This is a genomic window from Pseudomonas sp. GXZC (genome assembly GCF_026967615.1).
GTDB classification, from domain to species: Bacteria; Pseudomonadota; Gammaproteobacteria; order Pseudomonadales; family Pseudomonadaceae; genus Aquipseudomonas; species Aquipseudomonas azotoformans_A.
This window is the reverse complement of the sequence record NZ_CP114115.1, coordinates 3,275,077-3,301,785: the sequence shown is the minus strand read 5'-3', so window position 1 is coordinate 3,301,785 and position 26,709 is coordinate 3,275,077. Positions and strand designations below refer to the sequence as shown.

General features: G+C 59.3%; 23 protein-coding genes and 2 pseudogenes. 17 read left to right on the top strand and 8 right to left on the bottom strand.

Features of this window, described 5'->3' with window-relative positions:
* The first annotated feature begins 28 nt into the window (after nt 1-28).
* Together OZ428_RS15380 and OZ428_RS15375 are read left to right on the top strand one after the other, a co-directional pair.
* Nucleotides 29-934 (top strand): AraC family transcriptional regulator, encoded by a 906-nt coding sequence (locus OZ428_RS15380; protein WP_269133960.1) that lies wholly within the window; start codon nt 29-31, stop codon nt 932-934.
* Nucleotides 935-1,032: 98 nt separating this feature from the next.
* Nucleotides 1,033-4,794, top strand: a complete 3,762-nt coding sequence (locus OZ428_RS15375; RefSeq protein ID WP_269133959.1) for a hypothetical protein — start codon at nt 1,033-1,035, stop codon at nt 4,792-4,794.
* Between the two features lie 89 nt (nt 4,795-4,883).
* On the opposite strand, the gene OZ428_RS34720 is transcribed toward OZ428_RS15375, so the two are convergent.
* Entirely contained in the window at nt 4,884-5,168 is a 285-nt protein-coding gene (locus tag OZ428_RS34720) for a chitin-binding domain-containing protein (RefSeq protein ID WP_442964840.1), read from the bottom strand.
* 308 nt (nt 5,169-5,476) lie between these two features.
* Here OZ428_RS34720 and OZ428_RS15370 point away from each other — a divergent pair, with 308 nt between their 5' ends.
* The 10 genes from OZ428_RS15370 to OZ428_RS15325 all read left to right on the top strand — a co-directional run bounded on the left by OZ428_RS15370 (nt 5,477) and on the right by OZ428_RS15325 (nt 15,016).
* On the top strand, nt 5,477-6,748 hold the full coding sequence (locus tag OZ428_RS15370; protein WP_371317970.1) for an ABC transporter substrate-binding protein: 1,272 nt from the start codon (nt 5,477-5,479) through the stop codon (nt 6,746-6,748).
* A 177-nt stretch (nt 6,749-6,925) separates the two neighbouring features.
* Complete coding sequence (locus OZ428_RS15365; RefSeq protein WP_032864136.1) at nt 6,926-7,816, top strand: carbohydrate ABC transporter permease; 891 nt, start codon at nt 6,926-6,928, stop codon at nt 7,814-7,816.
* 10 nt (nt 7,817-7,826) lie between these two features.
* The gene (locus OZ428_RS15360) at nt 7,827-8,657 is read left to right on the top strand and encodes a carbohydrate ABC transporter permease (RefSeq protein ID WP_003173672.1); all 831 of its coding nucleotides are present in this window, start codon (nt 7,827-7,829) and stop codon (nt 8,655-8,657) included.
* 22 nt (nt 8,658-8,679) lie between these two features.
* Entirely contained in the window at nt 8,680-9,783 is a 1,104-nt protein-coding gene (locus tag OZ428_RS15355) for an ABC transporter ATP-binding protein (protein WP_269133958.1), read from the top strand.
* Between the two features lie 18 nt (nt 9,784-9,801).
* Nucleotides 9,802-11,283: a mannitol dehydrogenase family protein gene (locus OZ428_RS15350; RefSeq protein WP_269133957.1), complete on the top strand. Its 1,482-nt coding sequence runs from the start codon at nt 9,802-9,804 to the stop codon at nt 11,281-11,283.
* An 11-nt stretch (nt 11,284-11,294) separates the two neighbouring features.
* On the top strand, nt 11,295-12,776 hold the full coding sequence (xylB, locus tag OZ428_RS15345) for a xylulokinase (RefSeq protein WP_269133956.1): 1,482 nt from the start codon (nt 11,295-11,297) through the stop codon (nt 12,774-12,776).
* Between the two features lie 12 nt (nt 12,777-12,788).
* Nucleotides 12,789-13,727 carry a carbohydrate kinase family protein gene (locus OZ428_RS15340; RefSeq protein WP_269133955.1) on the top strand — a complete coding sequence of 313 codons (939 nt, stop codon included), beginning with the start codon at nt 12,789-12,791 and terminating at the stop codon, nt 13,725-13,727.
* Between the two features lie 87 nt (nt 13,728-13,814).
* Entirely contained in the window at nt 13,815-14,084 is a 270-nt protein-coding gene (locus tag OZ428_RS15335) for a DUF2790 domain-containing protein (protein ID WP_269133954.1), read from the top strand.
* Nucleotides 14,085-14,277: 193 nt separating this feature from the next.
* Complete coding sequence (locus OZ428_RS15330; RefSeq protein ID WP_033901499.1) at nt 14,278-14,535, top strand: DUF2790 domain-containing protein; 258 nt, start codon at nt 14,278-14,280, stop codon at nt 14,533-14,535.
* Nucleotides 14,536-14,617: 82 nt separating this feature from the next.
* Entirely contained in the window at nt 14,618-15,016 is a 399-nt protein-coding gene (locus OZ428_RS15325; RefSeq protein WP_269133953.1) for a hypothetical protein, read from the top strand.
* Here the strand turns inward: OZ428_RS15325 and OZ428_RS15320 are convergent.
* Together OZ428_RS15320 and ilvA are read right to left on the bottom strand one after the other, a co-directional pair.
* Nucleotides 15,013-15,282, bottom strand: a complete 270-nt coding sequence (locus tag OZ428_RS15320; protein WP_033901501.1) for a DUF1652 domain-containing protein — start codon at nt 15,280-15,282, stop codon at nt 15,013-15,015. The genes OZ428_RS15325 and OZ428_RS15320 overlap by 4 nt on opposite strands.
* A gap of 255 nt (nt 15,283-15,537) precedes the next feature.
* A pseudogene (gene ilvA / locus OZ428_RS15315) lies at nt 15,538-16,533 on the bottom strand (threonine ammonia-lyase, biosynthetic); the annotation flags it as partial.
* Between the two features lie 252 nt (nt 16,534-16,785).
* Here ilvA and OZ428_RS15310 point away from each other — a divergent pair.
* Together OZ428_RS15310 and map are read left to right on the top strand one after the other, a co-directional pair.
* The gene (locus OZ428_RS15310) at nt 16,786-16,986 is read left to right on the top strand and encodes a ParD-like family protein (protein WP_003190946.1); all 201 of its coding nucleotides are present in this window, start codon (nt 16,786-16,788) and stop codon (nt 16,984-16,986) included.
* Nucleotides 16,986-17,747: a type I methionyl aminopeptidase gene (map, locus tag OZ428_RS15305; protein ID WP_269133951.1), complete on the top strand. Its 762-nt coding sequence runs from the start codon at nt 16,986-16,988 to the stop codon at nt 17,745-17,747. Before OZ428_RS15310 ends, map begins: the two co-directional genes overlap by 1 nt.
* Here map and OZ428_RS15300 read toward each other — a convergent pair.
* Together OZ428_RS15300 and OZ428_RS15295 are read right to left on the bottom strand one after the other, a co-directional pair.
* Nucleotides 17,744-18,682, bottom strand: a complete 939-nt coding sequence (locus tag OZ428_RS15300; RefSeq protein ID WP_269133950.1) for a magnesium transporter CorA family protein — start codon at nt 18,680-18,682, stop codon at nt 17,744-17,746. The genes map and OZ428_RS15300 overlap by 4 nt on opposite strands.
* A 7-nt stretch (nt 18,683-18,689) precedes the next feature.
* Nucleotides 18,690-20,276, bottom strand: coding sequence for a RimK family protein (locus OZ428_RS15295; RefSeq protein WP_269133949.1), 1,587 nt, complete (start codon nt 20,274-20,276; stop codon nt 18,690-18,692).
* 93 nt (nt 20,277-20,369) lie between these two features.
* Between OZ428_RS15295 and OZ428_RS15290 the strand changes: the two are divergent.
* Nucleotides 20,370-20,813: pseudogene (locus OZ428_RS15290) on the top strand (GNAT family N-acetyltransferase); the annotation flags it as partial.
* 248 nt (nt 20,814-21,061) lie between these two features.
* Here OZ428_RS15290 and sfnG read toward each other — a convergent pair.
* Nucleotides 21,062-22,147 carry a dimethylsulfone monooxygenase SfnG gene (gene sfnG / locus OZ428_RS15285; protein WP_033901506.1) on the bottom strand — a complete coding sequence of 362 codons (1,086 nt, stop codon included), beginning with the start codon at nt 22,145-22,147 and terminating at the stop codon, nt 21,062-21,064.
* A gap of 255 nt (nt 22,148-22,402) precedes the next feature.
* On the opposite strand from sfnG, the gene OZ428_RS15280 reads away from it, so the two are divergent.
* On the top strand, nt 22,403-23,635 hold the full coding sequence (locus OZ428_RS15280; RefSeq protein WP_269133947.1) for an acyl-CoA dehydrogenase family protein: 1,233 nt from the start codon (nt 22,403-22,405) through the stop codon (nt 23,633-23,635).
* A 759-nt stretch (nt 23,636-24,394) separates the two neighbouring features.
* Here OZ428_RS15280 and OZ428_RS15275 read toward each other — a convergent pair.
* Nucleotides 24,395-25,180 (bottom strand): sulfite exporter TauE/SafE family protein, encoded by a 786-nt coding sequence (locus tag OZ428_RS15275; protein WP_061436680.1) that lies wholly within the window; start codon nt 25,178-25,180, stop codon nt 24,395-24,397.
* A gap of 91 nt (nt 25,181-25,271) precedes the next feature.
* Nucleotides 25,272-26,042 (bottom strand): class I SAM-dependent methyltransferase, encoded by a 771-nt coding sequence (locus tag OZ428_RS15270; RefSeq protein ID WP_269133946.1) that lies wholly within the window; start codon nt 26,040-26,042, stop codon nt 25,272-25,274.
* 138 nt (nt 26,043-26,180) lie between these two features.
* Between OZ428_RS15270 and OZ428_RS15265 the strand changes: the two genes are divergently transcribed.
* The gene (locus OZ428_RS15265; RefSeq protein ID WP_269133945.1) at nt 26,181-26,702 is read left to right on the top strand and encodes a DUF3455 domain-containing protein; all 522 of its coding nucleotides are present in this window, start codon (nt 26,181-26,183) and stop codon (nt 26,700-26,702) included.
* Nucleotides 26,703-26,709 lie beyond the last annotated feature (7 nt).

Sequence of the window (26,709 nt, the reverse complement as noted above, 5' to 3'; positions counted from 1 at the left end):
GCAGCAACCACAATAAAGCGACGGCAGCATGACCCGAGCAACGCGTATCACCGACCCGTCCTACGAACTGATGGACGACCACAACGGCCTGTCCATCATCTATCGCCAGCACGGCTTTCCCTGCCCGCTGGTGCGCTGGCACTTCCACAAGGAGTACGAGCTGCATCTGATCGTCGCCAGTTCCGGCAAGGTGTTTATCGGCGACTACATCGGCAACTTCTACCCGGAAAGCCTGTTTCTCACTGGCCCCAACCTGCCCCACAACTGGATCAGCCAGGTGGAAGAAGACGAGGTGGTGCCCAAGCGCGACATGCTGGTGAACTTCACCGATGAGTTGTTCGAGCACGGCAGCCACATTTTTACCGAGTTAAAGAGCCTGGCGCCGTTGCTGGAGCGCGCTCAGTACGGCATCGAATTTCGCTGCAAAAAGACCATCGCCCAAGCCATGACTTTGATGCAGCGTATCGAAGACGCCCAGGGCATGGCGCGCCTGGGGCATTTCTTTATCCTGCTGGAGGTGCTGAGCGCGTGCGAGGACTACCAGCTACTGTCAGGAGTGACCACGCCACAACTGGCCGACGAGCACAGTATCGACCGCACCAACCGTGCAGTGGACTACATCTTTGCCCACTATGCGCGCGATTTGCCGCTGGAAGAGGTGGCGGATTACCTGGGGATGAAACCCACCTATTTTTCCAGGGTGTTCAAGCAGGCCACCGGGCGTACCTTCGTTGAATTCGTCAACCGCCTGCGCATCAGCAAGTCGTGCGAATTGCTCGCCGATGGCGAAAAACCCGTGACCGATGTGTGCTTCGAGTCGGGCTTCAACAATATTTCCAACTTCAATCGGCGCTTCCAGCAGCTCAAGGGCATGACCCCGTCGCACTACCGTCGGTTGGCAGTGCAGCGATTGACGGAGCAGAACCTGGCCTGACCACCCGTCGCTACTGTCAACTTTGACAGCTATACGCGCCACACCGAGGGGTGTGTGATTTCCTTACCCAGCTTTATGCTGCATAAGGAGCGCTCACTATGAAAAAACTCACGTCCTCCAACCTGCCCTGCCCTGTCTGCAAGCCCCATCGCCATGGGCCAAAGCCCCCCGTCATTGCCGACCCGCTGGACTCCCCCTTTGTCAGCGACGCAGTGCAGCCGATTCCAGGCGCTAAAATCGGTTTGAACATTCGACTGGTGCAGCCCTGGCTTACCGTACGTTTCAGCAAGTGGTTCAACTTCAATAAGGGCGACACGTTCAAGTTATTCATGGGCAGTTTCACTTACGCCATTGCCGCCGATGAAATCAGGCAAGAAGATTTGGATCCGGCTAAGAACTTTGTCACGCTGGTGATCCCAGAAGGATTGGTACCGAGGGGCTATATCTATCCGTGTTTTGGCCAAGTAAAGCGAGTGGGCAGCGACACCCTGAGCACCTCCCCTTATGAAACCTGGCTTGTCGAAACCGACCGCCCCGGCGGCGTCAGCACCAATCCCTATTATCACTCGCGGCTGATCATCCATTTACCGCCTGATCTGGTGGACGGTGTAATCGATCCCGAGCGGGCTGAGCAAGGCGTGGACTTGACAGTTGATCCTTATCCGAACATGGCGAAGGGGGACACTATTGAGACCTGGTGGAACGGGTTTAAGGTATTCCAGGAGATAGATCAGGACCACATCGACGGTATCAAGTCGATTGTCGTGCATGTGCCAGAGTCAACCATCATCGCCGGGGGCAGTGGCTGGGTGGTGATTTACTTCCGGATCTTCGACATCGTGTTCAACTATTCGGGGGAAGTGCCGCAGTGGTCGAAGCCTCTGAATGTAGAAGCGGACCTGGACCCGAACGCGCTCGAAAGGCCGCATTTGGTAGTCAACGGGAACTCTGTGACAGAAGTCAATGTAGACCTTGCGGGCGATGGCCCCTATAAAGGGGAGGTCTTCGTTCCCAAGCGCCTAGCCAACGGCACGACCACACCTGTCGGCACGCTGATCCACCTGACAGTCGTCGTCTTCGATGATGACGGCGGGAATACCGCCACCCCATTACCCGCGTTTCCCGCTCGAATCGGCCTGTCGGCCACCACTGACATTGACCCTAAATATATTGAAATGGCGGTCAATGGCCACCTCCAATTGCTCTACACACTGACCACCGCCACTGGAGGTCTCCTCGGAACCTCGCGACGCTTGAACGTCCCAGTTTCCGGCACGAAAAAGTCGATGTCTGCAATGACCATCGATAAAAACGAAGGTGGTTTTATTGACCCATCAACCCCCTACTTCCAGGCTCTTTTTCCGAAAAAAATCTCCCCCTATGACGCTGACTGGAGCGTGATCTTCCGCATGGAAGCCCTGGACTCGACAGGCAGGTTGGTCGAGTACGAAGAAGAATTGCTGGCTGGCGCGAAAGAGCCACCTCCGCCCCCGCGCACAGTGCTCCAGGAGCAGTTTTCGCGTTTCATCGGTCTGGGTTTGGTCCGCGTGTTCTACCTCATCAACGATGGCCGGATGCGGATCATGGGCTCAGGCATTCAGACGGTACGCAAGTCCGAGGTTCTGGAAGTGACCTTCGGCGCAGCCGTACGCTCGATGCCTGCACCGAAACTGCAATATGTAGACCTGTTCAACAATTTGGACATTGATAGCATTATTGGCACCACGCTCAACTTGACCTTGACCGAAACGCGTACGGCGCCCGGCGACATTTTTGAATGGTTTTTGAGAGGTTCTGCCAGCAACGGTTCCACCAGTGATGACATAAAACTGAACTCATCGACGGCAGGCAGGCAGGTCGTGCTTCCGGTAGACGCGAAATATGCCATTGCCAATAACGATGGGGAAATTCGTCTCAGCTACACACTGCAACCGGCGGATGGCAGCGCGAAACGTTTTTCCGATGTTTTGCTTATCACTGTAGGAAAAGCACTCACGCTGATACGACCGGAAGTCGCAGAAGCAACCCGCTACCCCGACCAACTGGCGGCAGTTGCCGCAACAGGGGGAGCGACCGTCGTGGCCAATATTGCGCAATTGCGGCCCACCGACCAAGTCGAGACCTGCTGGAGCGGAATCCCGGGAATTGGTACCTATTGCGAAACCCAGAATGGCAATACTTCGAAGGTCGTGTACACCGACATCGCCCCTGATGTAGTGGGTGCCAACATCCAGGAGAAGGGGCACTTTATCCAGGTGCAGTACACCGTAATCCAGGGCCTGCACAGAAGGCCATCGCCGGTGTTGAACCTGGAGTTGTTACCACCGCCATTCTCCAAACCCTATCTGGAAGGCCATGCATTGGATGCGGTGCTCGACCTCAGCACACTGAAGGGCACCGAACGCGCCCTTGTCGATCGCTGGTTCTTCATCCATCGCTTTCAGCGGGTGTGGTTCGAACTGTTCGGCACCTACGCAGACGACAAACAGTTCTACCATGCCTTCGACTATGGAGACCTGGTAGGGCTGGACGGCGAGCAGAACGGCCGTCATCCACTGGCGCCCATTGCAGAAATACGCAAGCTCAAGGACGGTACGCAATTGAGCATGCGCTGTGCCGTCACCTTCGACCAGAGCTCGGACCTGTCCAATGCCGCACGGTTTTTGCAACGCGACTACACCGTCAGCGCCTTGCCTGCGCAGTACCCGGTGCCCATCTTGGAAGAAGCAAGCGGTTCCGGCACGTTGGTGACATTGGCAGCGCAGGATGCACAAAACGGTGCAAATCTGCGGGTGAGCTATGGTCCGATGAGCACCACCGACAGGATCGATGTGGAAGTTCTAGGCAGCGCCGGCGCCGGCTCGGCTACGATCGGGCCGATTTATGGGGAAACCGATGGCACCGTCAATGTGCCCCTGCCCGCCGCATTGATTGCCGCCAATATCGGCAGTACCAGGACCCAATTCACGATCAGGTACACGGTAACCAAAGGTAAGGATACCCGGCCCTCTGTCTTGCTCACGGTGAATCTTGATCCGTTGTCTCAAGCCGAGCTGAAAAAAACCGTGCTGCAGATCGATGAAGCCACACCGGCCGGCATAATCGATTTGGACACGATCGGTAACGCCACAGCTCGGGCGGGGGTATGGCCATTCATTGCCCGGCACCAACCTGTATGGCTCAGGTTGTTCGGTACCGACCGCGACGGTAAGGCGTTCAACTTGACCCTGCTGGACGGTACGGTCAATGGCGAGGTAGACGCTGCCTGGATCAGCCAGCGTTATCACCTGGAAACAGTGTTGAGCAGTTACCTGCACAACCTTGGAAATGGCAGCCTGCTGACCCTGCAGTTGAAGGTGGCGCTCAACGGTATCAGGGATGAGTTGCGGGCGATTGAGTTCCCGCCAACGCGTTACACAATTAGAAGCGTGATGATCCACGACTGCACGTCGTTCACCGACAATTACGTGAATTACTGGCTCAGTGAGTGGCCTAATGCGGGCATCCGACGCGAACCCAATGGCAACTTCTTTTGGCAGGCAGGCCCCCTTACTGGCAATGGGGCCCGACTGTACAAAACCTTGACGCCTGCCACCGCAGGCTATTACCGGATCAGTTTCAGGTATCGGATCAACAAGTTTGCCACCATTGGCGCGCCAACGTTCCTTGAAATCCATCTGGGCACACTGAGAAGCACGCCTCAGGTCCCCGCGATCAATACCTGGCTGAATGTCGACATCCCGCTAGGCTACTTGCCCGGCAACCCGTTTGTCGCGTCGATAGCCTTCAGAAACCCAACCACCGGCGGGGTCTACGACCTGGATGATATTTGCATTATCCAGACCCCTTATCCGATTTGAGGCAAATGCAAAAAAACAGGGATCAGTACATGTACTGATCCCTGTGCACTCGCTTATTCATCTTACTAAGGCCAAACCTGGCGGGAAGATCAGGGCCTTACACAGGTTTGTAACGGCTCGCTGAATTCCAGACCCGAGGCGCAGGTAAAAGGGTATTGAGTCCATCGTTGATCGCGATCATTCCATACACAGCGGTAGTACCCACCGACCCTATCTTGACTTTTAAAATAGCCCGCCACTCGACAGGGCAGTTCATTGGTTTCGACTGGGGGAGTAGGTTCTGTTGTACAGGCACTGATCGAAACAGCAACGACCAAGCCCAATGCGATCTTATAAAGCGTGTTGTTTTTGAGGTTTACGCGAGAACAGTTCATAAACATCTCCTGGTTGGGTTGTGCCATACCATTAACCCTCCGCGACCTTTTAGCGTCTACTGTCAGAACTCACAGGTTGGCGCCCTCTCTGAGTGGTAGTGTCCGCCTTGCAAGCTCAGTGCAAAAAAGTATCAGCCGCAGTGTTCCCAAGGATTTGTCACAACGCCATTTGAAGGCTGTAATCAACGCACACTCTTCCAGCTGTCGTGGAAGACACAACAACAATAACTGTCCTTCCGTAGCCCCTGGGCGCGGAGATGGAGTGCGCGATGAAGTTCACAGCAAAAGCTCTAATTGCCTTTTCTTGCATGACCCTCAGCGCCGTCAGCCTTGGCGCGCAGACCCTGACCATTGCCACCGTCAACAACAGCGACATGATCCGCATGCAAAAGCTCTCGAAGACCTTCGAGGCCGAGCATCCGGAGATCAAGCTGAACTGGGTGGTGCTCGAAGAAAACGTGCTGCGCCAACGCCTGACCACCGATATCGCCACCCAGGGTGGGCAGTTTGACGTGTTGACCATCGGCATGTACGAAGCTGCACTGTGGGGTGCCAAGGGCTGGCTGGAGCCGATGAAGGATCTGCCGGCGTCCTACGACCTCGATGATGTGTTCCCTTCGGTGCGTGACGGTTTGTCCGTCAAGGGCTCGCTGTACGCCCTGCCGTTCTACGCTGAAAGCTCGATCACCTATTACCGCACCGACCTGTTCAAGGACGCCGGCCTGACCATGCCCGAGCACCCGACCTGGACCCAGATCGGCGAATTCGCCAGCAAACTCACCGACAAGACCAAAGAGCAATACGGCCTGTGCCTGCGGGGCAAAGCCGGTTGGGGTGAAAACATGGCGCTGATCACCACACTGGCCAACGGCTACGGTGCGCGCTGGTTCGATGAGAAGTGGCAGCCGGAATTCAACGGTCCAGAATGGAAAGACGCGCTTAACTTCTACGTCGACAACATGAAGAAATCCGGCCCACCGGGTGCTTCCAGCAACGGTTTCAACGAAAACCTGGCGCTGTTCAACAGCGGTAAGTGCGCGATCTGGGTCGACGCCAGCGTGGCCGGCTCGTTCGTCACCGACAAGACCCAGAGCAAAGTGGCTGACCATGTCGGCTTTACCTTTGCCCCGCACGAGAAGACCGATAAGGGTACTTCGTGGCTGTACTCCTGGAGCCTGGCGATCCCGACCAGTTCCAAGGCCAAGGACGCTGCCAAGGTATTCACCAGTTGGGCGACTTCCAAGGAATACGGCGCATTGGTCGCCAAGACCGATGGCATCGCCAACGTACCGCCAGGCACGCGCAAGTCAACCTACAGCGACGAGTACATGAAGGCCGCGCCGTTTGCCAAGGTGACCCTGGAATCGCTGAAAGTCGCGGATCCGACCAAGCCGACGCTCAAGCCGGTGCCGTATGTCGGTATCCAGTTGGTGACCATTCCTGAGTTCCAGGCGATTGGCACCCAGGTCGGCAAGTTCTTCTCGGGTGCGTTGACCGGTCAGCAGACGGTGGATGCCGCACTGACTGCCGCGCAGACCACCACCGAGCGTGAAATGAAGCGGGCCGGGTATCCCAAATAGTCCAGGCTCACCACCATAAATGTGGGAGCAAGGCTTTTGTGGGAGCTGGCTTGCCTGCGATGCAGACAACTTGGTCTGTCAGTTACACCGAGGTGATGCCATCGCAGGCAAGCCAGCTCCCACATTTGATCGCGCTCCGACTCTGGTTCTGCATGTAATCGACTGGCCTTGAATACCATGAATACACCCGCCAAAAACCGCCTGGCCAACCCCGGCTGGTTCCTTGTCAGCCCCTCGGTGGCCTTGCTGCTGCTGTGGATGATCGTGCCGCTGGGCATGACCCTGTACTTTTCGCTGATCCGCTACAACCTGCTCTACCCCGGCGAAAACCAATTCGTTGGGCTGGAAAACTTCACCTATTTCATCACCGACTCGGGCTTCCTGCCCGGCGCCACCAATACCTTGTTGCTGGTGGGCAGTGTGCTGCTGATCAGCGTGGTGTTCGGTGTGCTGATCAGCGCCCTGCTCGAAGCCAGTGAGTTCTTCGGCCGCGGCCTGGTGCGGGTGTTGCTGATTTCGCCGTTCTTCATCATGCCCACCGTCGGTGCGCTGATCTGGAAGAACCTGATTTTCCATCCGGTCTCGGGGATTCTCGCCGCCGTGTGGAAGTTCTTCGGCGCAGAACCCGTGGACTGGCTGGCGCACTACCCGTTGCTGTCGATCATCATCATCGTGTCGTGGCAGTGGCTGCCGTTCGCGATCCTGCTGCTGATGACCGCCATGCAGTCCCTCGACCAGGAACAAAAGGAAGCCGCGCGCCTGGACGGTGCCGGTGCCATTGCGATCTTCTGGCACCTGACCCTGCCGCACCTGGCCCGCCCGATTGCCGTGGTGGTGATGATCGAGACGATCTTTTTGCTCTCGGTATTCGCCGAGATCTTCACCACCACCAACGGTGGCCCCGGCTACGCCTCGACCAACCTCGCCTACCTGATCTACAACCAGGCGCTGGTGCAGTTCGATGTGGGCATGGCCTCGGCCGGCGGCTTGATTGCCGTGGTCATCGCCAATATCGCGGCGATCATCCTGGTGCGGATGATCGGCAAAAACCTGACTGACAAGCCTTGAGGGCCGCGCCATGACGCTTCAACAATCCCGCCGCCTGCAAAGCCTGTTGCTCGGCACGTTGGCCTGGGCCATCGCGATCCTGATCTTCTTCCCGATCTTCTGGATGGTGCTGACCAGCTTCAAGACCGAAATCGATGCGTTCGCCACGCCGCCGCAGTTCATCTTCACGCCGACGCTGGAGAACTACCTGCACATCAACGAGCGCAGCAATTACTTCAGCTATGCGTGGAACTCGGTGCTGATTTCCTTCAGCGCAACGGCGCTGTGCCTACTGATATCGGTGCCGGCCGCCTACTCCATGGCCTTCTACGAAACCCAACGCACCAAAGGCACGCTGCTGTGGATGCTGTCCACGAAGATGCTGCCGCCAGTGGGCGTGCTGATGCCGATCTACCTGTTGGCCAAGAGCTTTGGCCTGCTGGACACGCGCATTGCGCTGATCATCATCTACACCCTGATCAACCTGCCGATTGTGGTGTGGATGGTTTACACCTACTTCAAGGACATCCCCAAGGACATCCTCGAAGCCGCCCGCCTGGATGGCGCCACACTGTGGCAGGAAATGGTCCGCGTGCTGCTGCCGATTGCCAAGGGCGGCCTGGCCTCCACCGTGTTGCTGTCGCTGATCCTGTGCTGGAACGAGGCGTTCTGGTCGCTGAACCTGACCTCGTCCGCCGCGGCGCCGTTGACTGCGCTGATCGCCTCCTACTCCAGCCCCGAAGGCTTGTTCTGGGCCAAGTTGTCCGCCGTGTCGACCCTGGCCTGCGCGCCGATCCTGATCTTTGGCTGGATCAGCCAGAAACAGCTGGTGCGCGGTTTGTCCTTTGGCGCCGTCAAATAATAATTCCTAGCGGAGGCCCATCATGGCCAACCTGAAAATCAAGAATCTGCAAAAAGGCTTCGAAGGCTTTTCCATCATCAAGGGCATTGACCTGGAAGTGAACGACAAGGAGTTCGTGGTGTTCGTCGGCCCGTCGGGCTGCGGTAAATCCACCCTGCTGCGCCTGATCGCCGGCCTGGAAGAAGTCAGCGAAGGCACTATCGAACTGGACGGTCGCGACATCACCGAAGTGACCCCGGCCAAGCGTGACCTGGCGATGGTGTTCCAGACCTACGCGCTGTACCCACACATGAGCGTACGCAAGAACATGTCGTTTGCCCTGGACCTGGCCGGTGTCGACAAGAAGCTGGTGGAGAGCAAGGTCAGCGAAGCGGCGCGCATCCTGGAGCTGGGCCCGTTGCTGGAGCGCAAGCCCAAGCAGCTGTCTGGCGGCCAGCGCCAACGTGTGGCAATCGGCCGCGCGATTGTGCGCAACCCGAAGATCTTCCTGTTCGACGAACCGCTGTCCAACCTCGACGCCGCCCTGCGCGTGCAGATGCGCCTGGAACTGGCGCGCCTGCATAAAGAGCTGCAAGCGACCATGATCTACGTGACCCACGACCAGGTGGAGGCGATGACCCTGGCCGACAAGGTCGTGGTGTTGAACAGTGGCCGTATCGAGCAAGTCGGCTCGCCGTTGGAGCTGTACCACCAGCCGGCCAATCTGTTCGTGGCGGGTTTCCTCGGCACGCCGAAGATGGGTTTCCTCAAGGGCAACATCACCCGTGTTGAAAGTCAAAGCTGCGAAGTGCAGTTGGACGCTGGCACGCTGATCAGCCTGCCACTGAGCGGTGCCACCTTGAGCGTGGGCAGCGCGGTGACCCTGGGCATTCGTCCGGAACACCTGGAAATCGCCGCGCCCGGCCAAACCACCCTGACCGTCACCGCCGACGTCGGCGAGCGCTTGGGCAGCGACACCTTCTGCCACGTCAACACCGCCAACGGCGAGCCGCTGACCATGCGGATCCGTGGCGACATGGCCAGCCAGTACGGCGAAACGCTGCACCTGCACCTGGATCCGGCGCACTGCCATCTGTTCGACACCGACGGTGTTGCCGTGGCCCGCCCACTGCGCGCTGCCGCCTGATTTCGCGAGACTTTGCTGATGAAACTGAATAAACAAAACCTCACCCAGTTGGCGCCACACGTGAAACTGCCCGCCTACGCGATTGCCAGCACCACGCAAGGCATCGCCCATATCGGCGTCGGCGGTTTCCATCGCGCGCATCAGGCCTATTACACCGACGTGCTGATGAACACCGGCGTTGGCCTGGACTGGAGCATTTGCGGTGTCGGCCTGCGTGCCGAAGACCGCAAGGCCCGCGACGACCTGGCCGGCCAGGACTACCTGTTCACCCTGTATGAGCTGGGCGATACCGACGACACCGAAGTGCGCGTGATCGGCTCGATCAGTGACATGTTGCTGGCCGAAGACGGCGCCCAGGCGCTGATCGACAAACTGGCCGACCCGGCGATCCGTATCGTCTCGCTGACCATCACCGAAGGCGGCTACTGCATCGACGACAGCAACGGCGAGTTCATGGCCCACCTGCCGCAGATCCAGCATGATCTGGCGCACCCGAGCGCACCCAAGACCGTGTTTGGCTTTATCTGCGCCGCCCTGACCCAACGCCGCGCCGCCGGCACCCCGGCATTTACCGTGATGTCCTGCGATAACCTGCCGCACAACGGCGCCGTGACGCGTAAAGCCCTGTTGGCGTTTGCCGCGTTGCACAACGCCGAGCTGCACGATTGGATCAAGGCCAATGTGAGCTTTCCGAATGCGATGGTCGACCGCATCACACCGATGACCAGCACCGCGCATCGCCTGCAGTTGCATGATGACCACGGCATCGACGATGCCTGGCCAGTGGTATGCGAACCATTCGTGCAGTGGGTGCTGGAAGACAAGTTCGTCAACGGTCGCCCGGCCTGGGAACAAGTCGGCGTGCAGTTCACCGACGACGTCACGCCCTATGAAGAAATGAAGATCGGCCTGCTCAACGGCAGCCACCTGGCGCTGACCTACCTGGGGTTTCTCAAGGGTTATCGGTTTGTGCACGAGACCATGAACGACCCGGTGTTTGTCGCCTACATGCGCGCCTACATGGACCTGGACGTCACGCCGAACCTGGCGCCGGTGCCGGGCATCGACCTGACGGACTACAAGCAGACGCTGGTGGACCGCTTCTCCAACCAGGCGATTGCCGACCAGTTGGAACGCGTGTGTTCGGATGGCTCGTCGAAGTTTCCCAAGTTCACCGTGCCGACCATCAACCGCCTGATTGCCGATGGGCGCGAGACTGAGCGCGCGGCGTTGGTCGTTGCGGCGTGGGCGTTGTATTTGAAGGGCGTGGACGAGAACGGGGTGAGCTACACCATCCCGGATCCGCGTGCAGCGTTTTGCCAGGGGCTGGTGAGTGATGATGCGTTGATCAGCCAACGTTTGCTGGGGGTGGAAGAGATTTTTGGCAAGGCTATTCCCAATTCGCCTGAGTTTGTGGCAGCGTTCGAGCGGTGCTACAGGAGCCTGCAGGAAGTGGGTGTCAGCAGGACCCTGGAACGGTTACTCGCCAACATCCATTGAAGGCCCTCCCCATGACCCAGCAAAACCTGTTTCTCGGCATCGACTGCGGCACCCAAGGCACCAAGGCCATCGTCCTCGACACCACCAGCGGCAAGGTGCTGGGCTTGGGCGCAGCGGCACACACTTTGATCAGCGGCGCCAATGGTCGCCGCGAACAAGACACCCAGGAGTGGCTCGACGCCTTTACCGAAGCCACCCATCGCGCCCTGCAACAGGCCGGCGTGGACGGCCAGGACATCCTCGGCATCGGCGTCTCCGGCCAGCAACATGGTTTGGTGCTGCTGGATGACCAGGGCCAGGTACTGCGCCCGGCCAAACTGTGGTGCGACACCGAGACCACACCCGAGAACGACCGCCTCTTGCAGCACCTGGGTGGCGAAAGCGGCTCCCTGGAACGCCTCGGCGTGGCCATTGCGCCGGGCTACACCGTGTCCAAGCTGCTGTGGACCCGCGAACAGCACCCGGACATCTTTGCGCGCATCGCGCATATCCTGCTGCCCCACGACTACCTCAACTACTGGCTCACCGGCCGCGCCGTCGCGGAATACGGCGATGCGTCGGGCACCGGCTACTTCAACGTGCGCAGCCGTGGGTGGGATGTGGCGCTGCTCAGGCACATCGACCCGAGCGGTCGTCTTGAAAAGGCCCTTCCGCAGCTGATTGAGGCCGATCAGAGCGTCGGCACCGTTCTTCCGGCGATTGCCGAACGGCTGGGTATCAACCCCAACGCCATCGTCTCCAGCGGTGGCGGCGACAATATGATGGGCGCCATCGGCACCGGCAACATTGCCCCTGGCGTGATCACCATGAGCCTGGGCTCGTCGGGCACGGTGTACGCGTTTGCCGACCAGCCCAACGTCAGCCCACAGGCCTCGGTCGCCACCTTCTGTTCGTCCAGCGGCGGCTGGTTGCCGTTGATCTGCACCATGAACCTGACCAACGCCACCGGAGTGATCCGCGAGCTGTTCGATCTCGACCTGATTGCGTTCAACGCCTTGGTCGAGCAAGCACCGATAGGCGCCGACGGCGTGAGCATGTTGCCGTTCCTCAACGGCGAACGTGTGCCCGCCCTGCCCCACGCCACCGGCAGCCTGCACGGCCTGACCATGACCAACCTGACCCGCGCCAACCTGTGCCGCGCGGTGGTCGAAGGCACCACCTTCGGCCTGCGCTACGGCCTCGACCTGCTGCGCCAGACCGGCCTGCAAAGCCAGAGCATCCGCTTGATCGGCGGCGGCTCGAAAAGCCCGGTCTGGCGGCAGATGGTCGCCGATATCATGAACACCGAAGTGGTCTGCACCGAACAAAGTGAAGCCGCCGCCCTGGGCGCGGCGATCCAGGCGGCGTGGAGCCAGTCCGGCGAGTCGCTGGCCAGCCTGTGCGACAAATGTGTGAGCGTCGACCCGGCCAGCCGTACGCTGCCGGTGGCGGCCAGCGTCAGCGCGTATCAACACGCCTACGAGCGCTATCAACAGCTCGTGGCAACCCTTTAAGAGCGAACGACTATGTATTTGGTGTGTGGTGAAGCGCTGTTTGATTTTTTCAGCGAGGAAGATGCCAGCGGGCAGGCATCCAAGGTCAATTACAAGGCAATTGCCGGCGGTTCGCCGTTCAACGTCGCGGTCGGCTTGCGCCGCCTGGGTGTCGAGGCGGGCTTGTTCGGTGGGCTTTCCACCGACTTCCTGGGCCGCCGCTTGTTGCAGGTGCTCAAGGATGAAGGGGTCAGCGAGCAGTTCCTGGTGGAATTCGCCGCGCCGACCACCTTGTCGATGGTCGCCGTGGGCGCCAATGGCTCACCGCAGTACAACTTTCGCGGCGAAGGCTGCGCCGACCGACTGCTGGAAGTCGCCCACCTGCCCGAGCTGGGCGATTATATTCGTGGCTTGCACATCGGCTCGTTCTCCCTGGTGGTGCAACCCATCGGCGACACCTTGCTGAGCCTGGTCAAGCGTGAAAGCGGCAAGCGCCTGATCAGCCTCGATCCCAACGTGCGGCTCAACCCGCAGCCGGATATCCAGCTGTGGCGCGACCGTGTGGCAGAACTGGTCAAGCATGCCGACCTGATCAAGGTCAGCGACGAAGACCTGCACCTGCTCTATCCCGAGCAGTCGCCAGAAAGCGTGCTGCAGGGCTGGCTGCAACACCGTTGCCAATTGGTGTTCCTCACCCGTGGCGGCGACGGCGCCAGCGTATTCAGCCGCCAACATGGCCACTGGTCTGCACCGGCAGTCAAGGTGGTGATGGCCGATACAGTGGGGGCTGGCGACACCTTCCAGGCGGCGTTGATTGCCTGGTTGACCGAGCAGCAGTTGGACTCAGTGGACGGATTGCAACAACTCACCCGTGCGCAGATCGACACCATGCTCGGCTTCGCCATCCGCGCCGCCGCACTGACCTGCACCAAGACCGGCCCCGACCTGCCCTATCGCCAGCAGCTTGGATGAAGGTTTTGTCAGCCAGCTAAAAATTAATCGATGGTTAATCCCGCACGCCGACAGTGAAGTTGTACCCACTTGTTGCGGAGAACCACCATGAAACTGCGCACTCTCGTACTCGGCAGCGCCTTGGCGCTGGCCGCAGTATCAGGCCTGGCCCAGGCCGACGACCAAGGCGCCACTGTCAAACCCGTGCCTTACCAATACGGCATGCCGATGAACATCGACAAGGTCCTGGCCATGAACGAAACGCCCACCGATGAATGCAAAGTCATCAAGGCGGATATCAAGTTCCTGGATAAGGCGGGCAAGGTTGAGGACGTGAGCTATCGGAAAATGTCGGAAGCCTGCGACTTCCAGAACTGAGCCGTAAGCCGTCAGACGATACAGCGGGAATCAACCCCGTAAACATGTAGGATCTTTCTCAAAAACCCCAATTTAATCAATGGTTAAGCTTGGGAGACAACAGTGGCTTCGACCGCACCTCCATGGCCATCGGCTGAAGGTGCGGCCGCCGATTCATCACGCTGATGACCCGGACCACTGACGGAGAAACCTCATGAAAATGCGCAACGTATTTCTGCTCGGCTGCACCCTCGCCCTCACCACCGTATCGGCCATGGCCCAGGCTGAATCCAAAGCTGTGCCCTATCGGTACGGCATGCCCATGGACATCCAGAAAGTGATTGCCATGACCGAACCGGATACCCGTGAATGCAAGGTTATCAAGGCCGAGATCAAGTTTTTGGACAAGGCCGGTGAAGTGCAGCACGTGAGCTACAAGAAGTTATCCGAGGCCTGTTTGTTCCAGAACTGAACATGATGTTGATTAAGGGCGGCGTAACGCGTGAGCACGCGGTATCCTTTTGCACCTGTTAACCGTGCCGAAAGGATTCGCCATGCCGCCGCGCTTTCATACGCTCGCCCTCTTTACCGCCGTGCTCTGTTTTTCCCTGGCGCTGATATGGGGCCTGCGCCCCGAATGGATGCTATGGCTGTGGAGCGTGGAATATTCAAATACCACGGGCTTGGTGGCTCGGCGTAACGCCGCACTGTTCCTGGCTATCGGCGTGATGTTCTTCCGCGCACGCCACGCCCCACCTTCCGACACACGACGCGCCATGACCAGCGGTTTTGCCATTGGCTGTTGGGTGCTGGCGGTACTGGGGTTCAGTGAGTGGATAAACGGCAATGCCGGACCCGGCATCCTGCTGGCAGTGGCAACGGAAACCGTATTGGGCCTGGTGTTTATCCAGGCCCACAGGTCTTCGGTCATCCAACCCCAGGCATCTACCTAGTAGTAGCCGCGCCCTCCCACTCTTTGCAGGGCGGGTGCATGGCTGTGCTTGAGGTCTTCACGCAACCCGGTGATCAGGTTGCAAATGGCTCGACTGCTGTCGAGTTTGTCCGCGTTGATTCCTTTGACTTCCAAATCCACCCGGTCACGGTCGCGGTCGTCGTAGACCTTGATCGTCAGCGAAGCATCTTCGGCTTTGGTGCATTCGCACCGTTTGGGCAGGAAACTTCCTTCAATAATGCTGCGAAGTTCTAATTCCGAAAGCATGGTCAACCTCTCCTTTCTTGAGACTGCCAACAGATTTTTATGTGTCCGACGAGCGCTCACTCGTCGCGCCTTGCCGACCCTGGAAGACGCTTACAACACCCAAGCCTACTCGGCAAAATCAGCCTTCGTTGTAACTTTTCCTCATAAGCCCCGCGCCGGGTTATATATGTAAATTGGCCGTGTTTAAATCGTCGTCGAACCGCTGCGATTAAACGTTTAACTGTAGGCCTCAACGGCAACGGCGCCTTGTGCAGCCGCCCTTTCAGCAACATGTCGCAAACTATCGAAGTTGATGTTCGCCCCGGAATTGATCGCCACCAGGGTCTTCCCGCGCAGTTGATGGCGGGCGACATACTTGCGCACTCCCGCCACCGCCAAGGCACCGGAAGGCTCGGTGATCGAGCGGGTATCGTCGTAGATCAGCTTGATCGCACTGCACAGTTCATCGTTGCTGACAGTAATAACGTCATCCACCCAGTCCCGGCAGATTTCAAACCCGTAGGCACCGACTTGCGCCACCGCCGTGCCGTCGGCAAACCCGTCGACGCTGGGCAGCACCACACGTTCACCGGCCCGCAGCGCCGCCAGCAGACAGCTGGAGCCCTCAGGTTCGACGCCGATGATGCGCACCTCGGGCCGCAGGTATTTGACGTAGGCGGCGATCCCGGCGATAAGGCCACCCCCACCCACCGGCACGAAGATCGCGTCCAAGGGCCCTTGTTGCTGGCGCAGGATTTCCATGGCCACGGTGCCTTGTCCGGCGATCACCTCCGGATCGTCGAAGGGCGAGACAAAGGTGCAACCTGAGGTTTCGGCCAGTTGCAGCGCGTGGGCCAAGGCAAAGGGGAAGCTCTCGCCGTGCAGGACCGCTTCAGCGCCACGGGAGCGTACGCCGAGCACTTTCAACTCCGGCGTGGTGCTGGGCATGACGATCCGCGCCTGGATCCCCAACTCCCGCGCCGCCAACGCCACGCCCTGGGCATGATTGCCCGCCGATGCGGTGACCACGCCGCGCGCCTTTTGCTCGTCGCTCAACTGCACCAGTTTGTTGTAGGCGCCACGAATCTTGAAAGAGAACGTCGGTTGCAGGTCTTCGCGCTTGAGCAGCAGTTGATTGCCCAACAATGCCGACAGCGCCGGTGCCGCCTGCAACGGCGTGCGCACTGCCAGGTCGTAGACCGGCGCGGCGAGGATCTTCTTTACATAGTGTTCAAGCAAGCCTGTGTCAGCGGTAGGGGGACAGGTGCTCATGGGTATCTCCTGGCTTCTTGTTCGGGGCCCGGGAGACGGAAAAACAAAACCCGCCTCTAGGGCGGGTTTGGGTACAGCCGTGCGCTATCCCGCCAAATGAGGAATGGCGGTAATAATGCTTGGCTGGCTGCGAAAGGCTTGAAAGGTCATGTCACGAAATTAACCGCCCGTGACTGGACTCGTCAACAAAAGGTTTACTCAAAGCATACGAAACGCATACGCTTTGTATATCAACCCTGCACAGTGAACCCCATGGGCATCGTCAAGATCACCGACCAACTGCACGAACAACTGCGCCTGGCCAGCGCCGCGATGGACCGTTCCATCAACGCCCAGGCCGAGTTCTGGATCAAGATCGGCCTGCTCGCCGAGCTCAACCCCCACCTGCCCTACAACGAGCTGATCAACAAGCTGTTGCTGGACAAGCCCGATCTGATCCGGGGGCGCAGTTGATGATCAAGACTGCCGCCCAACTGGCCGTGATGCGTGAAGCCGGGCGCCTGCTGGCCCAGGTGTTCACGATGCTCGACGGCTTTGTCGCCGCCGGCCGTTCCACCCTGGAGCTGGACGCCGCCGTCGAAGCCTTCATCCGCAACGACCTCAAGGCCCGCCCCGCTAGCCTGGGCCAGTACGACTACCCCTTCTCCATCAACACTTCGATCAACGAGGTGGTGTGCCATGGCATGCCCAGCGCCAAGGACATCCTCAAGGACGGCGACATTATCAACATCGACATCACCCTGGAAAAAGGTGGCTTTATTGCCGACTCCAGCAAGATGTACATGATCGGCAGCGTCGCGCCCAAGGCCCAGCGCCTGGTCGAGAAAACCTTCGAAGCGATGTGGGCCGGCATCCGCCAGGTCAAGCCCGGCGCACGGTTGGGCGATATCGGCCACGCGTTCCAGAGCCATGCGCAGTCCAACGGCTACAGTGTGGTCCGCGAATACTGCGGCCACGGCATTGGCCGTCAGATGCATGAAGAGCCGCAAATCCTGCACTTCGGCCGCCCCGGCACCGGCTTGGAACTGCGCGAAGGCATGGTGTTTACCGTGGAGCCGATGCTCAACCAGGGCAGCTCGAAAGTGCGCAGCCTGAAGGATGGCTGGACGGTGGTGACCAAGGACAACAGCCTGTCGGCACAGTGGGAACATACCGTGGCGGTGACGGCGGATGGGTTTGAAGTGCTGACCCTACAACCTTCCTACAGGGTTTAGACGACATTGGCGCCGCCCGCTATCCGCTTCAGCCCCACGACCATCAAAGCAGCCCCGAGCCCCATCGCCGCCAGAAACAATGGGTACGACACCCACCACGGCGTCCCCGCCGTCATCATGCTGAACTCCGACATGCCGCCGATGCTCGCAATCAGGTTGAGCGGCAGGAACACCACGTTAATCAGGGTGAGCTTGCGCAACAGGTTGTTCATGCTGTTGTTCATCAGGTTGCCGCGGGCGTCGATCAGCCCGGAAAACACGTTGGAATAGATCTCCGCCTGTTTGTAGCACTGGTGGTTCTCGATGATCAGGTCGTCGATCAGCGCCAATATCTCCGAACTGAAATGCTCCTTTTCCGCGTGGTTGCGCAGCCGTGACAGCACCGCGCCGTTGCTGTGCAGCGCGTTGATGTAATAGATCAGGCTTTCGCTGAGGCTGAACATCTGCATCAAGTGGTGGTTGCTCATGGACGCATTGAACTGCTGCTGCAATTCCCGCGCGACCAGCTTGATCACCTTGAGATGGCCCAGGTAGTGATGGATGTTATTGAGCAGCAAGTCGAGCAACACATCCAGAGGCGTGTGCAGCGGGCGGCGTTTGCCGAGGCCGGTCAGCGGGGTTTCGTCGGTGGCGATCACCAGCAGGCGGCCCGGTGAAAACAGCAGCCCGCAGGACGACACTTCGAACACCAGGTTGCCGCCACCGGAGTAGTTTTCCGGGCGTTTCCAGATCAGGAACAGATTGTCCGGGTGAAACTCGATGCGCGAGACTTCGTCGGGGTCCAGCGCAGAGGCCAGGGCGTGTTCGTCCAGCTTATGGTGGGCGCGCAGCCACTCGCGCTCGGCCAGGTCAGGGTTGTTGAACAACTGGATCGGGGCATCGTCACGCTCCCCGCTGTGCAGCTTGCCATCGATCAGTTCGAAACGCTGGATCATCGCCGGGTCACCAGACCTGGCCCTGACGCTTCAACTCCAGGCGCCTGACGAACTCCTCCAGCACCAAACCGTACAAGTCGTCCTGCAAGTAGGCATCTTCAATACCCGCGTCCAGGTTGGGGTTGTCGTTGACTTCGATCACCACCACCTTGTCGCCGGACTGCTTGAGGTCGACGCCGTAAAGGCCATCGCCGATCAGGTTGGCGGTCTTCACGGCCAGTTCCACCACCGCCTTGGGCGCCTCGTGGACCGCCAGGGTGCGGCATTCACCGTTGATGGCCTGGCCGATGGCCTTGTGGTTGTAGATCTGCCAATGCCCTTTGGACATAAAGTACTGGCAGGCAAAGATCGGCTTGCGGTTGAGCACGCCGATGCGCCAGTCGTACTCGGTGTAGAAGAACTCCTGGGCCAGCAACAGCACCGAATGCTCGAACAACTCGGCAGTGGCCTTGAGCAAGGCCTCCTGGCTTTCGACCTTGATCACGCCACGAGAAAAACAGCCGTCGGGGATCTTCAGCACCAGTGGGAACCCCAGGCGCTCGCCGACCCGCTCAAAGTCTTCCGGTCGTTCCTTGTACAGAATCTCCGTGGCGGGCATGCCCAGTTGGTGACTGTTGAGCAGGTCGGTGAGGTAGACCTTGTTGGTGCAACGCAGGATCGACGCCGGGTCGTCCATCACCACCAGGCCTTCGCTTTCGGCTTTCTTGGCGAAGCGGTAGGTGTGGTTGTCGACGCTGGTGGTCTCGCGGATCAGCAAGGCGTCGTATTCGGCCAGGCGTGAATAATCCTTGCGTTCGATCAACTCCACATCGATGCCCAGGCCCTTGCCGACGCGGATGAAATTATCCAGGGCCTTGGCGTTGGACGGAGGCAATTGCTCTTGAGGGTCGTGCAAGATGGCCAGGTCATAACGGGCCAGGCGACGTGAGCGCGGCTGGCGCCAGATCTTGCGGCTGAAGTTGTCCAGAGCGTGGGCGAATTGATCTTCCTGATCGTCGCGTAACTTGTGCAATACGCCGGATTTAACGCCTTCTATATGCCAACCGTTATTCTTCTTGAACTCCACTAACAGGATCGGACACGGAAAGGCCTCAAATAACTGACGGGCCAAATCCTGCAACGGCTCTATATTGGTCCGGCCAAAATAAAGTGTCAGGGTGAAGCCTTCGGTATTGCTGTAAAGGTGATGACTCAAGGCTTTATCGAGGGTTTTATCCAGGTCGTCCAGGGCCAGGCCGTACAACGACTTCTTCGTCAGTTCGCTGATGGTACGCACCGACGGGATCACCTTGTGCCCACGGGCTTCAGCCAGCAGCGAGCAGTAATAACCGTGCCCCAGGTACTTGTAGCTGCGGCACAGGTTGATCACCTGTACGCGCTTGCCAGTCTCGTTTTCGCGGGTCTGCTCCAGGTATTCCTGGGCAGTGACGATGTCTTCGCTGGGGAAGTAGGAGGCCCAGTCTTCCTTGCGCTCGACAATGATCACGACTTGACTGCTGCCTTTCGGTGGTGCGGAAAAATAACCTTTATTGGTTATTGTCGCCGCGAGAGTTTGCTCGGATACTTCACGCCAATGACCTTGTACCGCCGACATATATTTGATCCGCTTTAGAGAACTCGACCTTTTCTATTAAGCACGATCTTTTAGAGAAGTCCCGTTTCGTTACGCAACTTTTACGGCGGTCATATGGCTCTTTGCTTTCGCGTTGCAACGCTCTTGGATGTGCCTGAATTACTGGCCTTGGAACAGCACTGCTTCACCACCGACAGGCTGTCACGGCGCAGTTTCCAGTGGATGATCAGCCGCGCCCACGGCGAGTTGCGGGTGGCGGAAAGTGCCGGGCAATTGCTCGGTTATGCGCTGGTGCTGTTTCGCCGTGGCACCTCGTTGGCGCGTCTGTATTCCATCGCCATTGCCGAACCTGCGCGTGGCATGGGGTTGGGTAGACAGTTGCTGAGCCGCGTTGAAGCTAGCGCCGTGGCACAGGGTTGCAATCGCCTACGCCTGGAAGTGCGCACCGACAACCCTGGCGCCCTTGCCCTCTACGAGCACAATGGTTACCGGCGCTTCGCCCTGATCAACGACTATTACGAAGACCACACCGCCGCCCTGCGCCTGGAGAAACCCATCGGCTAGCGCTGACCTGAAGTGAGCAAACTTCTTGTGGTGAGCGGGCTTGCCCCGCGCTGGGGCGCGAAGCGGCCCCAATAAAAAACACCACGTTCTGTCTGATAGAACGCGGTGTCTGTTTTAGGGCCGCTTCGCGCCCCAGCGCGGGGCAAGCCCGCTCACCACAACAAGCCCGCTCACCACAACAGCCCCCGCTCATCACACAGAGCCTGGCCACCACAGGAAGCCGGCTTACCCCAAAAAATGCGTCACGCCACCTGTTTGATCCCCGCCTTGGCTTCCAACTCTCGCACCAGCGGCAACACACGTTTGCCGAAGTACTCGACTTCTTCCTGAAAATGCAGAAAGCCCGCCAGCACCAAGTCCACCCCCACTGCCTTGAGCGCGACGATGCGCTCGGCAATCTGCTGGGGTGTACCGATCAGGTTGGTCTTGAAGCCATCGTTGTACTGCACCAAGTCTTCAAAGCTCGACTTGGCCCAGTTGCCCTCGCCTTCCGGTGACGCCTTGCCCGCTTGCCTGGCCGCATCACCAAAGGCGTTCACCGCCTCCGGATCGGCCTTGTCGATGATCTCTGCCAGCACGGCGCGGGCTTCTTCTTCGGTGTCGCGGGCGATCACGAAGGCGTTGACGCCGACTTTGACCGAATGGTTGTTCGCCGCCGCCTTGGCGCGGATGTCATCGACCTGGGCCTTGATGCCTTCCGGGGTGTTGCCGTTGGTGAAATACCAGTCCGACACCCGCGCTGCCATATCCCGCGCGGCCCGTGAGCTGCCTCCCTGGAACACCTCCGGCTGGCCCAGTGGCTTGGGCTTGAGGGTGTAGTTGTTGAAGCGGTAAAAGTCGCCCTTGAAGGTGAAATCGTCCTGTGTCCAGATGCCTTTGAGGGCCCGGATAAACTCTTCGGAACGGCGATAACGTTCATCGTGCTCCAGCCAGTGTTCGCCGATGGCCTGGAACTCGCCCTTGAACCAACCGCTGACGATATTCACGGCGATACGGCCGTTGGTGAGCTGGTCGATCGTCGCCAGTTGCTTGGCCGCCAACGCCGGTTGCCAGGGCCCTGGCAGGATCGCGGCGATCACCTTGAGCGTGGTGGTCGCGGCCAGCAGCGCATGGCTGAACGCCACGGACTCATGCTGGTTTTCGGCACCGTAGCCGGCGGTGAAGCGGATCTGTGTGAGGCCGTATTCGAAGCCGGCGGCTTCCGCCAATTGCGCCAGTTTGCGGTTGTAGTCGATGCCCCAGTGGGTGCGTTGTTCGATCTTGCTGACCACCAACCCACCGCTGACGTTGGGCACCCAGTAGGCAAATTTCACGGCTTGCTGGCTCATCTCGCGTTACCTCGCACAAAAGGGATGTACTGAGGGCTTGAGCAGCAAGCGTGCCAGGCCGTGGAAACGCACGGGCCATGGGCGTTGCACGCAATACCGCATGCAGCCGTCGATGTCGCAGAGCGGGCGGGTTTGTCGATCCGCTGTTGCCAGGGCAACAGTGGCTGAACGCTTTAGCCCCTGAATACGGGCGCCGATACCCGGCACGGAGTGTGCAATCCCCCTTGCATTGATCACTGCCCAGGAACCTTGCCCATGACCGAACAACACGTCATCAACCCCCTGTCCACTGGTGTCGACTACCCGACCCTGGCTGCGCGCTTCCGTCCGATTTTCCAACGCATCGCCGAAGGTGCGGTAGAGCGCGAACAGTCCCGCACCCTGCCCCATGAACCGATCCAGTGGCTCAAGGAAGCCGGTTTTGGCGCAGTACGCGTGCCGGTGGAATATGGCGGCGGCGGTGCTTCCCTGCCGCAATTGTTCGAACTGCTGATCGAACTGGCCGAAGCCGACTCCAACGTGCCCCAGGCCCTGCGTGGGCACTTCGCCTTTGCCGAAGACCGCCTGAACGCCCCGCCCAGTGCTGGCCGGGATCTGTGGTTCAAGCGGTTCGTGGACGGCGATCTCGTCGGCTGCGCCTGGACCGAGATTGGCAATGTGGCCATTGGCGATGTGGTCACCCAGGTCAGCCCTGACGGCGATAACTGGAAGCTCAACGGAGAGAAGTTCTACAGCACCGGCAGTATCTTCGCCGACTGGATCGATGTGTATGCCCAACGCAGCGACACCGGTGGTGATGTGATCGCGGCTACCCGCGCCCGCCAGCCGGGGGTGGTGCACAGTGACGATTGGGACGGCTTTGGCCAGCGCACTACCGGCAGCGGTACGTCGCGTTTTACCGACGCGGTGGTGGACGCGGAAAACGTCATCGACTTTGCCAGCCGGTTTAAATACCAGACGGCGTTCTACCAGCTGGTGTTGCTCGCCAGTTTGGCGGGGATTGGGCGAGCGGCCTTGCGCGATGTGGCGCATCAGGTACGCAGCCGTAAGCGTATCTACAGTCATGGTAATGCGGCGCATGTGAGCCAGGATGCGCAGGTTCTGCAGGTGGTGGGGGAAGTGGCTGCGCTGGTGTATGCCGCTGAGGCGAGTGCGTTGAAGGCGACGCTGCCGGCGCAACGAGCGTATGTGGCGCGGTTTGGGGGGGATGATGCGGTGGAGCGCGAGGCCAATGTGGCGGCCGAGATTGAGTCGGCTACGGCGCAGGTGGTGGTGTCGGGGTTGATTCAGCGGGCGACCAGTGAGTTGTTTAATGCGCTGGGGGCGTCGGATGTGCGGCAGGGGAAGGCGCTGGATCGGCATTGGCGGAATGCGCGGACGGTTTCGTCGCATAATCCGGTGATTTATAAGGCGCGGATTGTGGGGGATTGGGTGGTGAATGGGGTGGAGCCGCCGTTTGTTTGGCAGATTGGGAATGGGCGGGGTTGAATTGTGGGTTTGATTGGGGGCATATCCGTTATTTAGGTAATGGCGGGTATTGGTTCCGCCCTTACGGCGGCTCACTTTTGAAAAGCCGGAATGCCGGCCCAGCCAAAAGTAAGCAAAAGGCTCTTGCCCCAACACTCGGCACTTCGCCTAGGCTCGGTGTGCCCGTAATCCGACAGTGATTTGGGGGGCCGCCGCCACGCGCCATCCATGGCGCGGGGCGGCTAAACCGGCATCCCTGCCGGTTTACCCCCCCAAATCCCTGTCAGATTCCGGCCAGCGTGTTTGACGGGGCGCCTAAGATCAAAATCAAGATCAAAAGCAAAGCCAGAGCCAGAGCCAGAGCCGAATTGGATCTGCTTTTCTGTGGGAGCTGGCTTGCCTGCGAAGGTATCAACTCGATGTGCCTGATGTACCGAGGTGCCTGTATCGCAGGCAAGCCAGCTCCCACATTTTGACCGAGACCGGCTTTCAGGGACCGGTCGGCTACTAGGCCGCCGCGCTTTTGCTTTTGATCTGAGGCGCCCCGTCAAACACGCTGGCCGAACGCAGGCTTGAATCCGTGGGTAACCCGGCAGGACGCCGGGTTAGCCGCGCTGGGCCAAGGATGGCCCATCGCGGCGGCCCACGGATTCAAGCCGGAGCGAGGTGCCAAGTGTTGGGGCAAGAGCGCTTTGGTTACTTTCGCGCTTTTCGAAAGTGACCCGCCGTAAGGGCGGAACCAATACCCGCCATCACCCAAACAACGGATATGCCCCCAAATCAAAACGCCAACTTATAACCAATGGCCATCAACATAACCGCCAAGCAAGGCCGCAAAACCGCATCAGGCAACTTGCCCGTCATATGGCTACCCACATAGATCCCCGGCAACGACCCCATCAACAAAAACCCCAACAAATGCCAATCCATATTCCCCATGCTCGCATGCCCCAACCCCGCCACCAAGGTCAGCGGCACAGCATGCGCAATCTCAGTCCCCACCAACCGTCGCGTCGCCAGAAACGGATACAAAATAAACAACGCCACCGTACCCAAGGCCCCAGCACCGATGGACGTCAGCGCCACCATGGTGCCGAGGATCGCGCCGGTCACCACCGTCAACACATTCAAATTACGCGGGCTCATGTGATAGCTATCACCCGCATGCCGCTGCGCAAACGCCAACAAGCTCTTCTTGAACAGAATCGCCAACGCCGTCAGCAACAACACCACCCCAAGCGCCTGCTTGATCACCGCATTCATCACGCTAGGGTCAGTATGCAAACTGGCCAGGAACCACAAGGTCAACAGCACCGCAGGCACGCTGCCCAGGGTCAGCCAGCCAGTAATGGTCCAATCGATATTCTTGTTCTTGCTGTGTACCAGCACCCCACCCGACTTGGTAATGGCGGCATACAACAGGTCAGTGCCCACGGCGGTAGCCGGATTGATACCAAACCACAACAGGATCGGGGTCATCAAAGAGCCCCCGCCCACACCGGTCATGCCCACGATAAAACCAACGATCAGGCCAGCTACCACAAAACCAAAATTACCCACATCCATTCCAGCTACCTGCGGCCTTATAAATTTCTGGCCGCAGGATAGCGATTTTTCTTATAACGACTTATATCAATATGATCTGACTTTATGCCTTTTAACTCAGTCGATGACAGACATACGCCTGGGTCTGATACGGAAAGGCAACCGTGTCACGCCCCTTCAATGCCGGATGCGTGTCAATCAACGCCTGGAGTTGCGCGGTCACGACCGCCTTGGCCGCATCCGGCAGCGCGGCGATAAAGCTCACAGAGAGGAAGCGGTCCATGATCACCTCCTGAGGGCTGCCCACATGGCTGTAGGGAAAACAGGTCATTTCAGGCTCGGAAAAATACTCGCCAGTGAAGGCCTCACACCAACGTCCCGTATGAAAACGCGGCGTGTCGCCCTCGTACGGGGTAATGATGGCGGTGATGGCGGCGACCCAATCCACCGACTCATCCCGCACATTCCACACCAGGCCCAGTCGACCCTCGGGCTTGAGCACGCGATGGATTTCCGCCAGCGCGGCCTCGGTGGAAAACCAGTGAAATGCCTGGGCACACACCACCGCGTCGGCGCTGGCAGTCGGCAGTGGGATGGATTCAGCCGTGCCATTGACCAGGCGCACATCCGGCAGCAGCTTGGTCAACTGCGCGCCCATCGCCGCCACCGGCTCGACGGCAATCAAGGTCGGCGCCAGGGTGCTGAGCAAGCGGGTGAATTTGCCAGTGCCGGCGCCCAGGTCAATCACACTGGCATGCGCGTCAATGTGCAGTGTGTCGGCGAGCCAGCCCGTGAGTTGTCTTGGATAGTCCGGCCGGCCTTGGGCGTAGGTGACGGCCTGGGTCGAGAAACCTTGTTGAGCAGACGTGTGAACACCAGTCATTGCCAATCTCTCCTCGGGTAAAGCGGGGGCACAGTGTGCGCCCTCTCACTTTTATTTTCTAATCGCTGCATCCAATCGCGCAGGCCCTGGGTAGTCCTTTCAGAACCCCCGCTGTTTGACTGAAATGGAGACGTACCCATGAACGCTAAAGCACTGTTCTGCCTCACTGCCCTGCTCGCCGCCGCCCCCGCAGCCTTCGCCCAGACCGGCTTGCCGGACAGTATCAAGGTGCCGGACGGCCATAAGGTGGCGATGGAAACCACCGGCGTCGGCGAAATCACCTACGAATGCCGCGACAAGGCCAACGCCGTCGGCCAGACCGAGTGGACCTTCGTCGGGCCCAAGGCGGTGTTGAATGACCGCAGCGGCAAGCAAGTCGGCACCTACTTCGGCCCACCGGCCACCTGGCAGGCCAAGGACGGCTCGAAAGTCACCGGCACCCAATTGGCCGTGGCGCCGTCGGGCGCGGGCAACCTGCCGTATCAACTGGTCAAGGCCAACCCCGCTGAAGGCAAGGGCGCGATGAGCGGCGTGAGTTACATCCAGCGCGTGGCCCTCAAGGGTGGCGTAGCGCCGAGCAGCGAGTGCACGGCGGCCAACAAAGGCAAGCAGGAAGTGGTGAAGTACCAGGCGGATTACATCTTCTGGGCGGCCAACTGAGTAAAGT

Coding starts and splice junctions, on each gene's coding strand:
- OZ428_RS15335 (WP_269133954.1), top strand. CDS start 13,815: ATGAAACTGCGCACTCTCGTACTCGGCAGCGCCTTGGCGCTGGCCGCA.
- OZ428_RS15375 (WP_269133959.1), top strand. CDS start 1,033: ATGAAAAAACTCACGTCCTCCAACCTGCCCTGCCCTGTCTGCAAGCCC.
- OZ428_RS15355 (WP_269133958.1), top strand. CDS start 8,680: ATGGCCAACCTGAAAATCAAGAATCTGCAAAAAGGCTTCGAAGGCTTT.
- OZ428_RS15300 (WP_269133950.1), bottom strand. CDS start 18,682: ATGATCCAGCGTTTCGAACTGATCGATGGCAAGCTGCACAGCGGGGAG.
- OZ428_RS15325 (WP_269133953.1), top strand. CDS start 14,618: ATGCCGCCGCGCTTTCATACGCTCGCCCTCTTTACCGCCGTGCTCTGT.
- xylB (WP_269133956.1), top strand. CDS start 11,295: ATGACCCAGCAAAACCTGTTTCTCGGCATCGACTGCGGCACCCAAGGC.
- OZ428_RS15270 (WP_269133946.1), bottom strand. CDS start 26,042: ATGACTGGTGTTCACACGTCTGCTCAACAAGGTTTCTCGACCCAGGCC.
- OZ428_RS15350 (WP_269133957.1), top strand. CDS start 9,802: ATGAAACTGAATAAACAAAACCTCACCCAGTTGGCGCCACACGTGAAA.
- map (WP_269133951.1), top strand. CDS start 16,986: ATGATCAAGACTGCCGCCCAACTGGCCGTGATGCGTGAAGCCGGGCGC.
- OZ428_RS15275 (WP_061436680.1), bottom strand. CDS start 25,180: ATGGATGTGGGTAATTTTGGTTTTGTGGTAGCTGGCCTGATCGTTGGT.
- OZ428_RS15380 (WP_269133960.1), top strand. CDS start 29: ATGACCCGAGCAACGCGTATCACCGACCCGTCCTACGAACTGATGGAC.
- OZ428_RS34720 (WP_442964840.1), bottom strand. CDS start 5,168: ATGAACTGTTCTCGCGTAAACCTCAAAAACAACACGCTTTATAAGATC.
- OZ428_RS15330 (WP_033901499.1), top strand. CDS start 14,278: ATGAAAATGCGCAACGTATTTCTGCTCGGCTGCACCCTCGCCCTCACC.
- OZ428_RS15370 (WP_371317970.1), top strand. CDS start 5,477: ATGACCCTCAGCGCCGTCAGCCTTGGCGCGCAGACCCTGACCATTGCC.
- OZ428_RS15365 (WP_032864136.1), top strand. CDS start 6,926: ATGAATACACCCGCCAAAAACCGCCTGGCCAACCCCGGCTGGTTCCTT.
- OZ428_RS15280 (WP_269133947.1), top strand. CDS start 22,403: ATGACCGAACAACACGTCATCAACCCCCTGTCCACTGGTGTCGACTAC.
- OZ428_RS15320 (WP_033901501.1), bottom strand. CDS start 15,282: ATGCTTTCGGAATTAGAACTTCGCAGCATTATTGAAGGAAGTTTCCTG.
- sfnG (WP_033901506.1), bottom strand. CDS start 22,147: ATGAGCCAGCAAGCCGTGAAATTTGCCTACTGGGTGCCCAACGTCAGC.
- OZ428_RS15295 (WP_269133949.1), bottom strand. CDS start 20,276: ATGTCGGCGGTACAAGGTCATTGGCGTGAAGTATCCGAGCAAACTCTC.
- OZ428_RS15340 (WP_269133955.1), top strand. CDS start 12,789: ATGTATTTGGTGTGTGGTGAAGCGCTGTTTGATTTTTTCAGCGAGGAA.
- OZ428_RS15265 (WP_269133945.1), top strand. CDS start 26,181: ATGAACGCTAAAGCACTGTTCTGCCTCACTGCCCTGCTCGCCGCCGCC.
- OZ428_RS15360 (WP_003173672.1), top strand. CDS start 7,827: ATGACGCTTCAACAATCCCGCCGCCTGCAAAGCCTGTTGCTCGGCACG.
- OZ428_RS15310 (WP_003190946.1), top strand. CDS start 16,786: ATGGGCATCGTCAAGATCACCGACCAACTGCACGAACAACTGCGCCTG.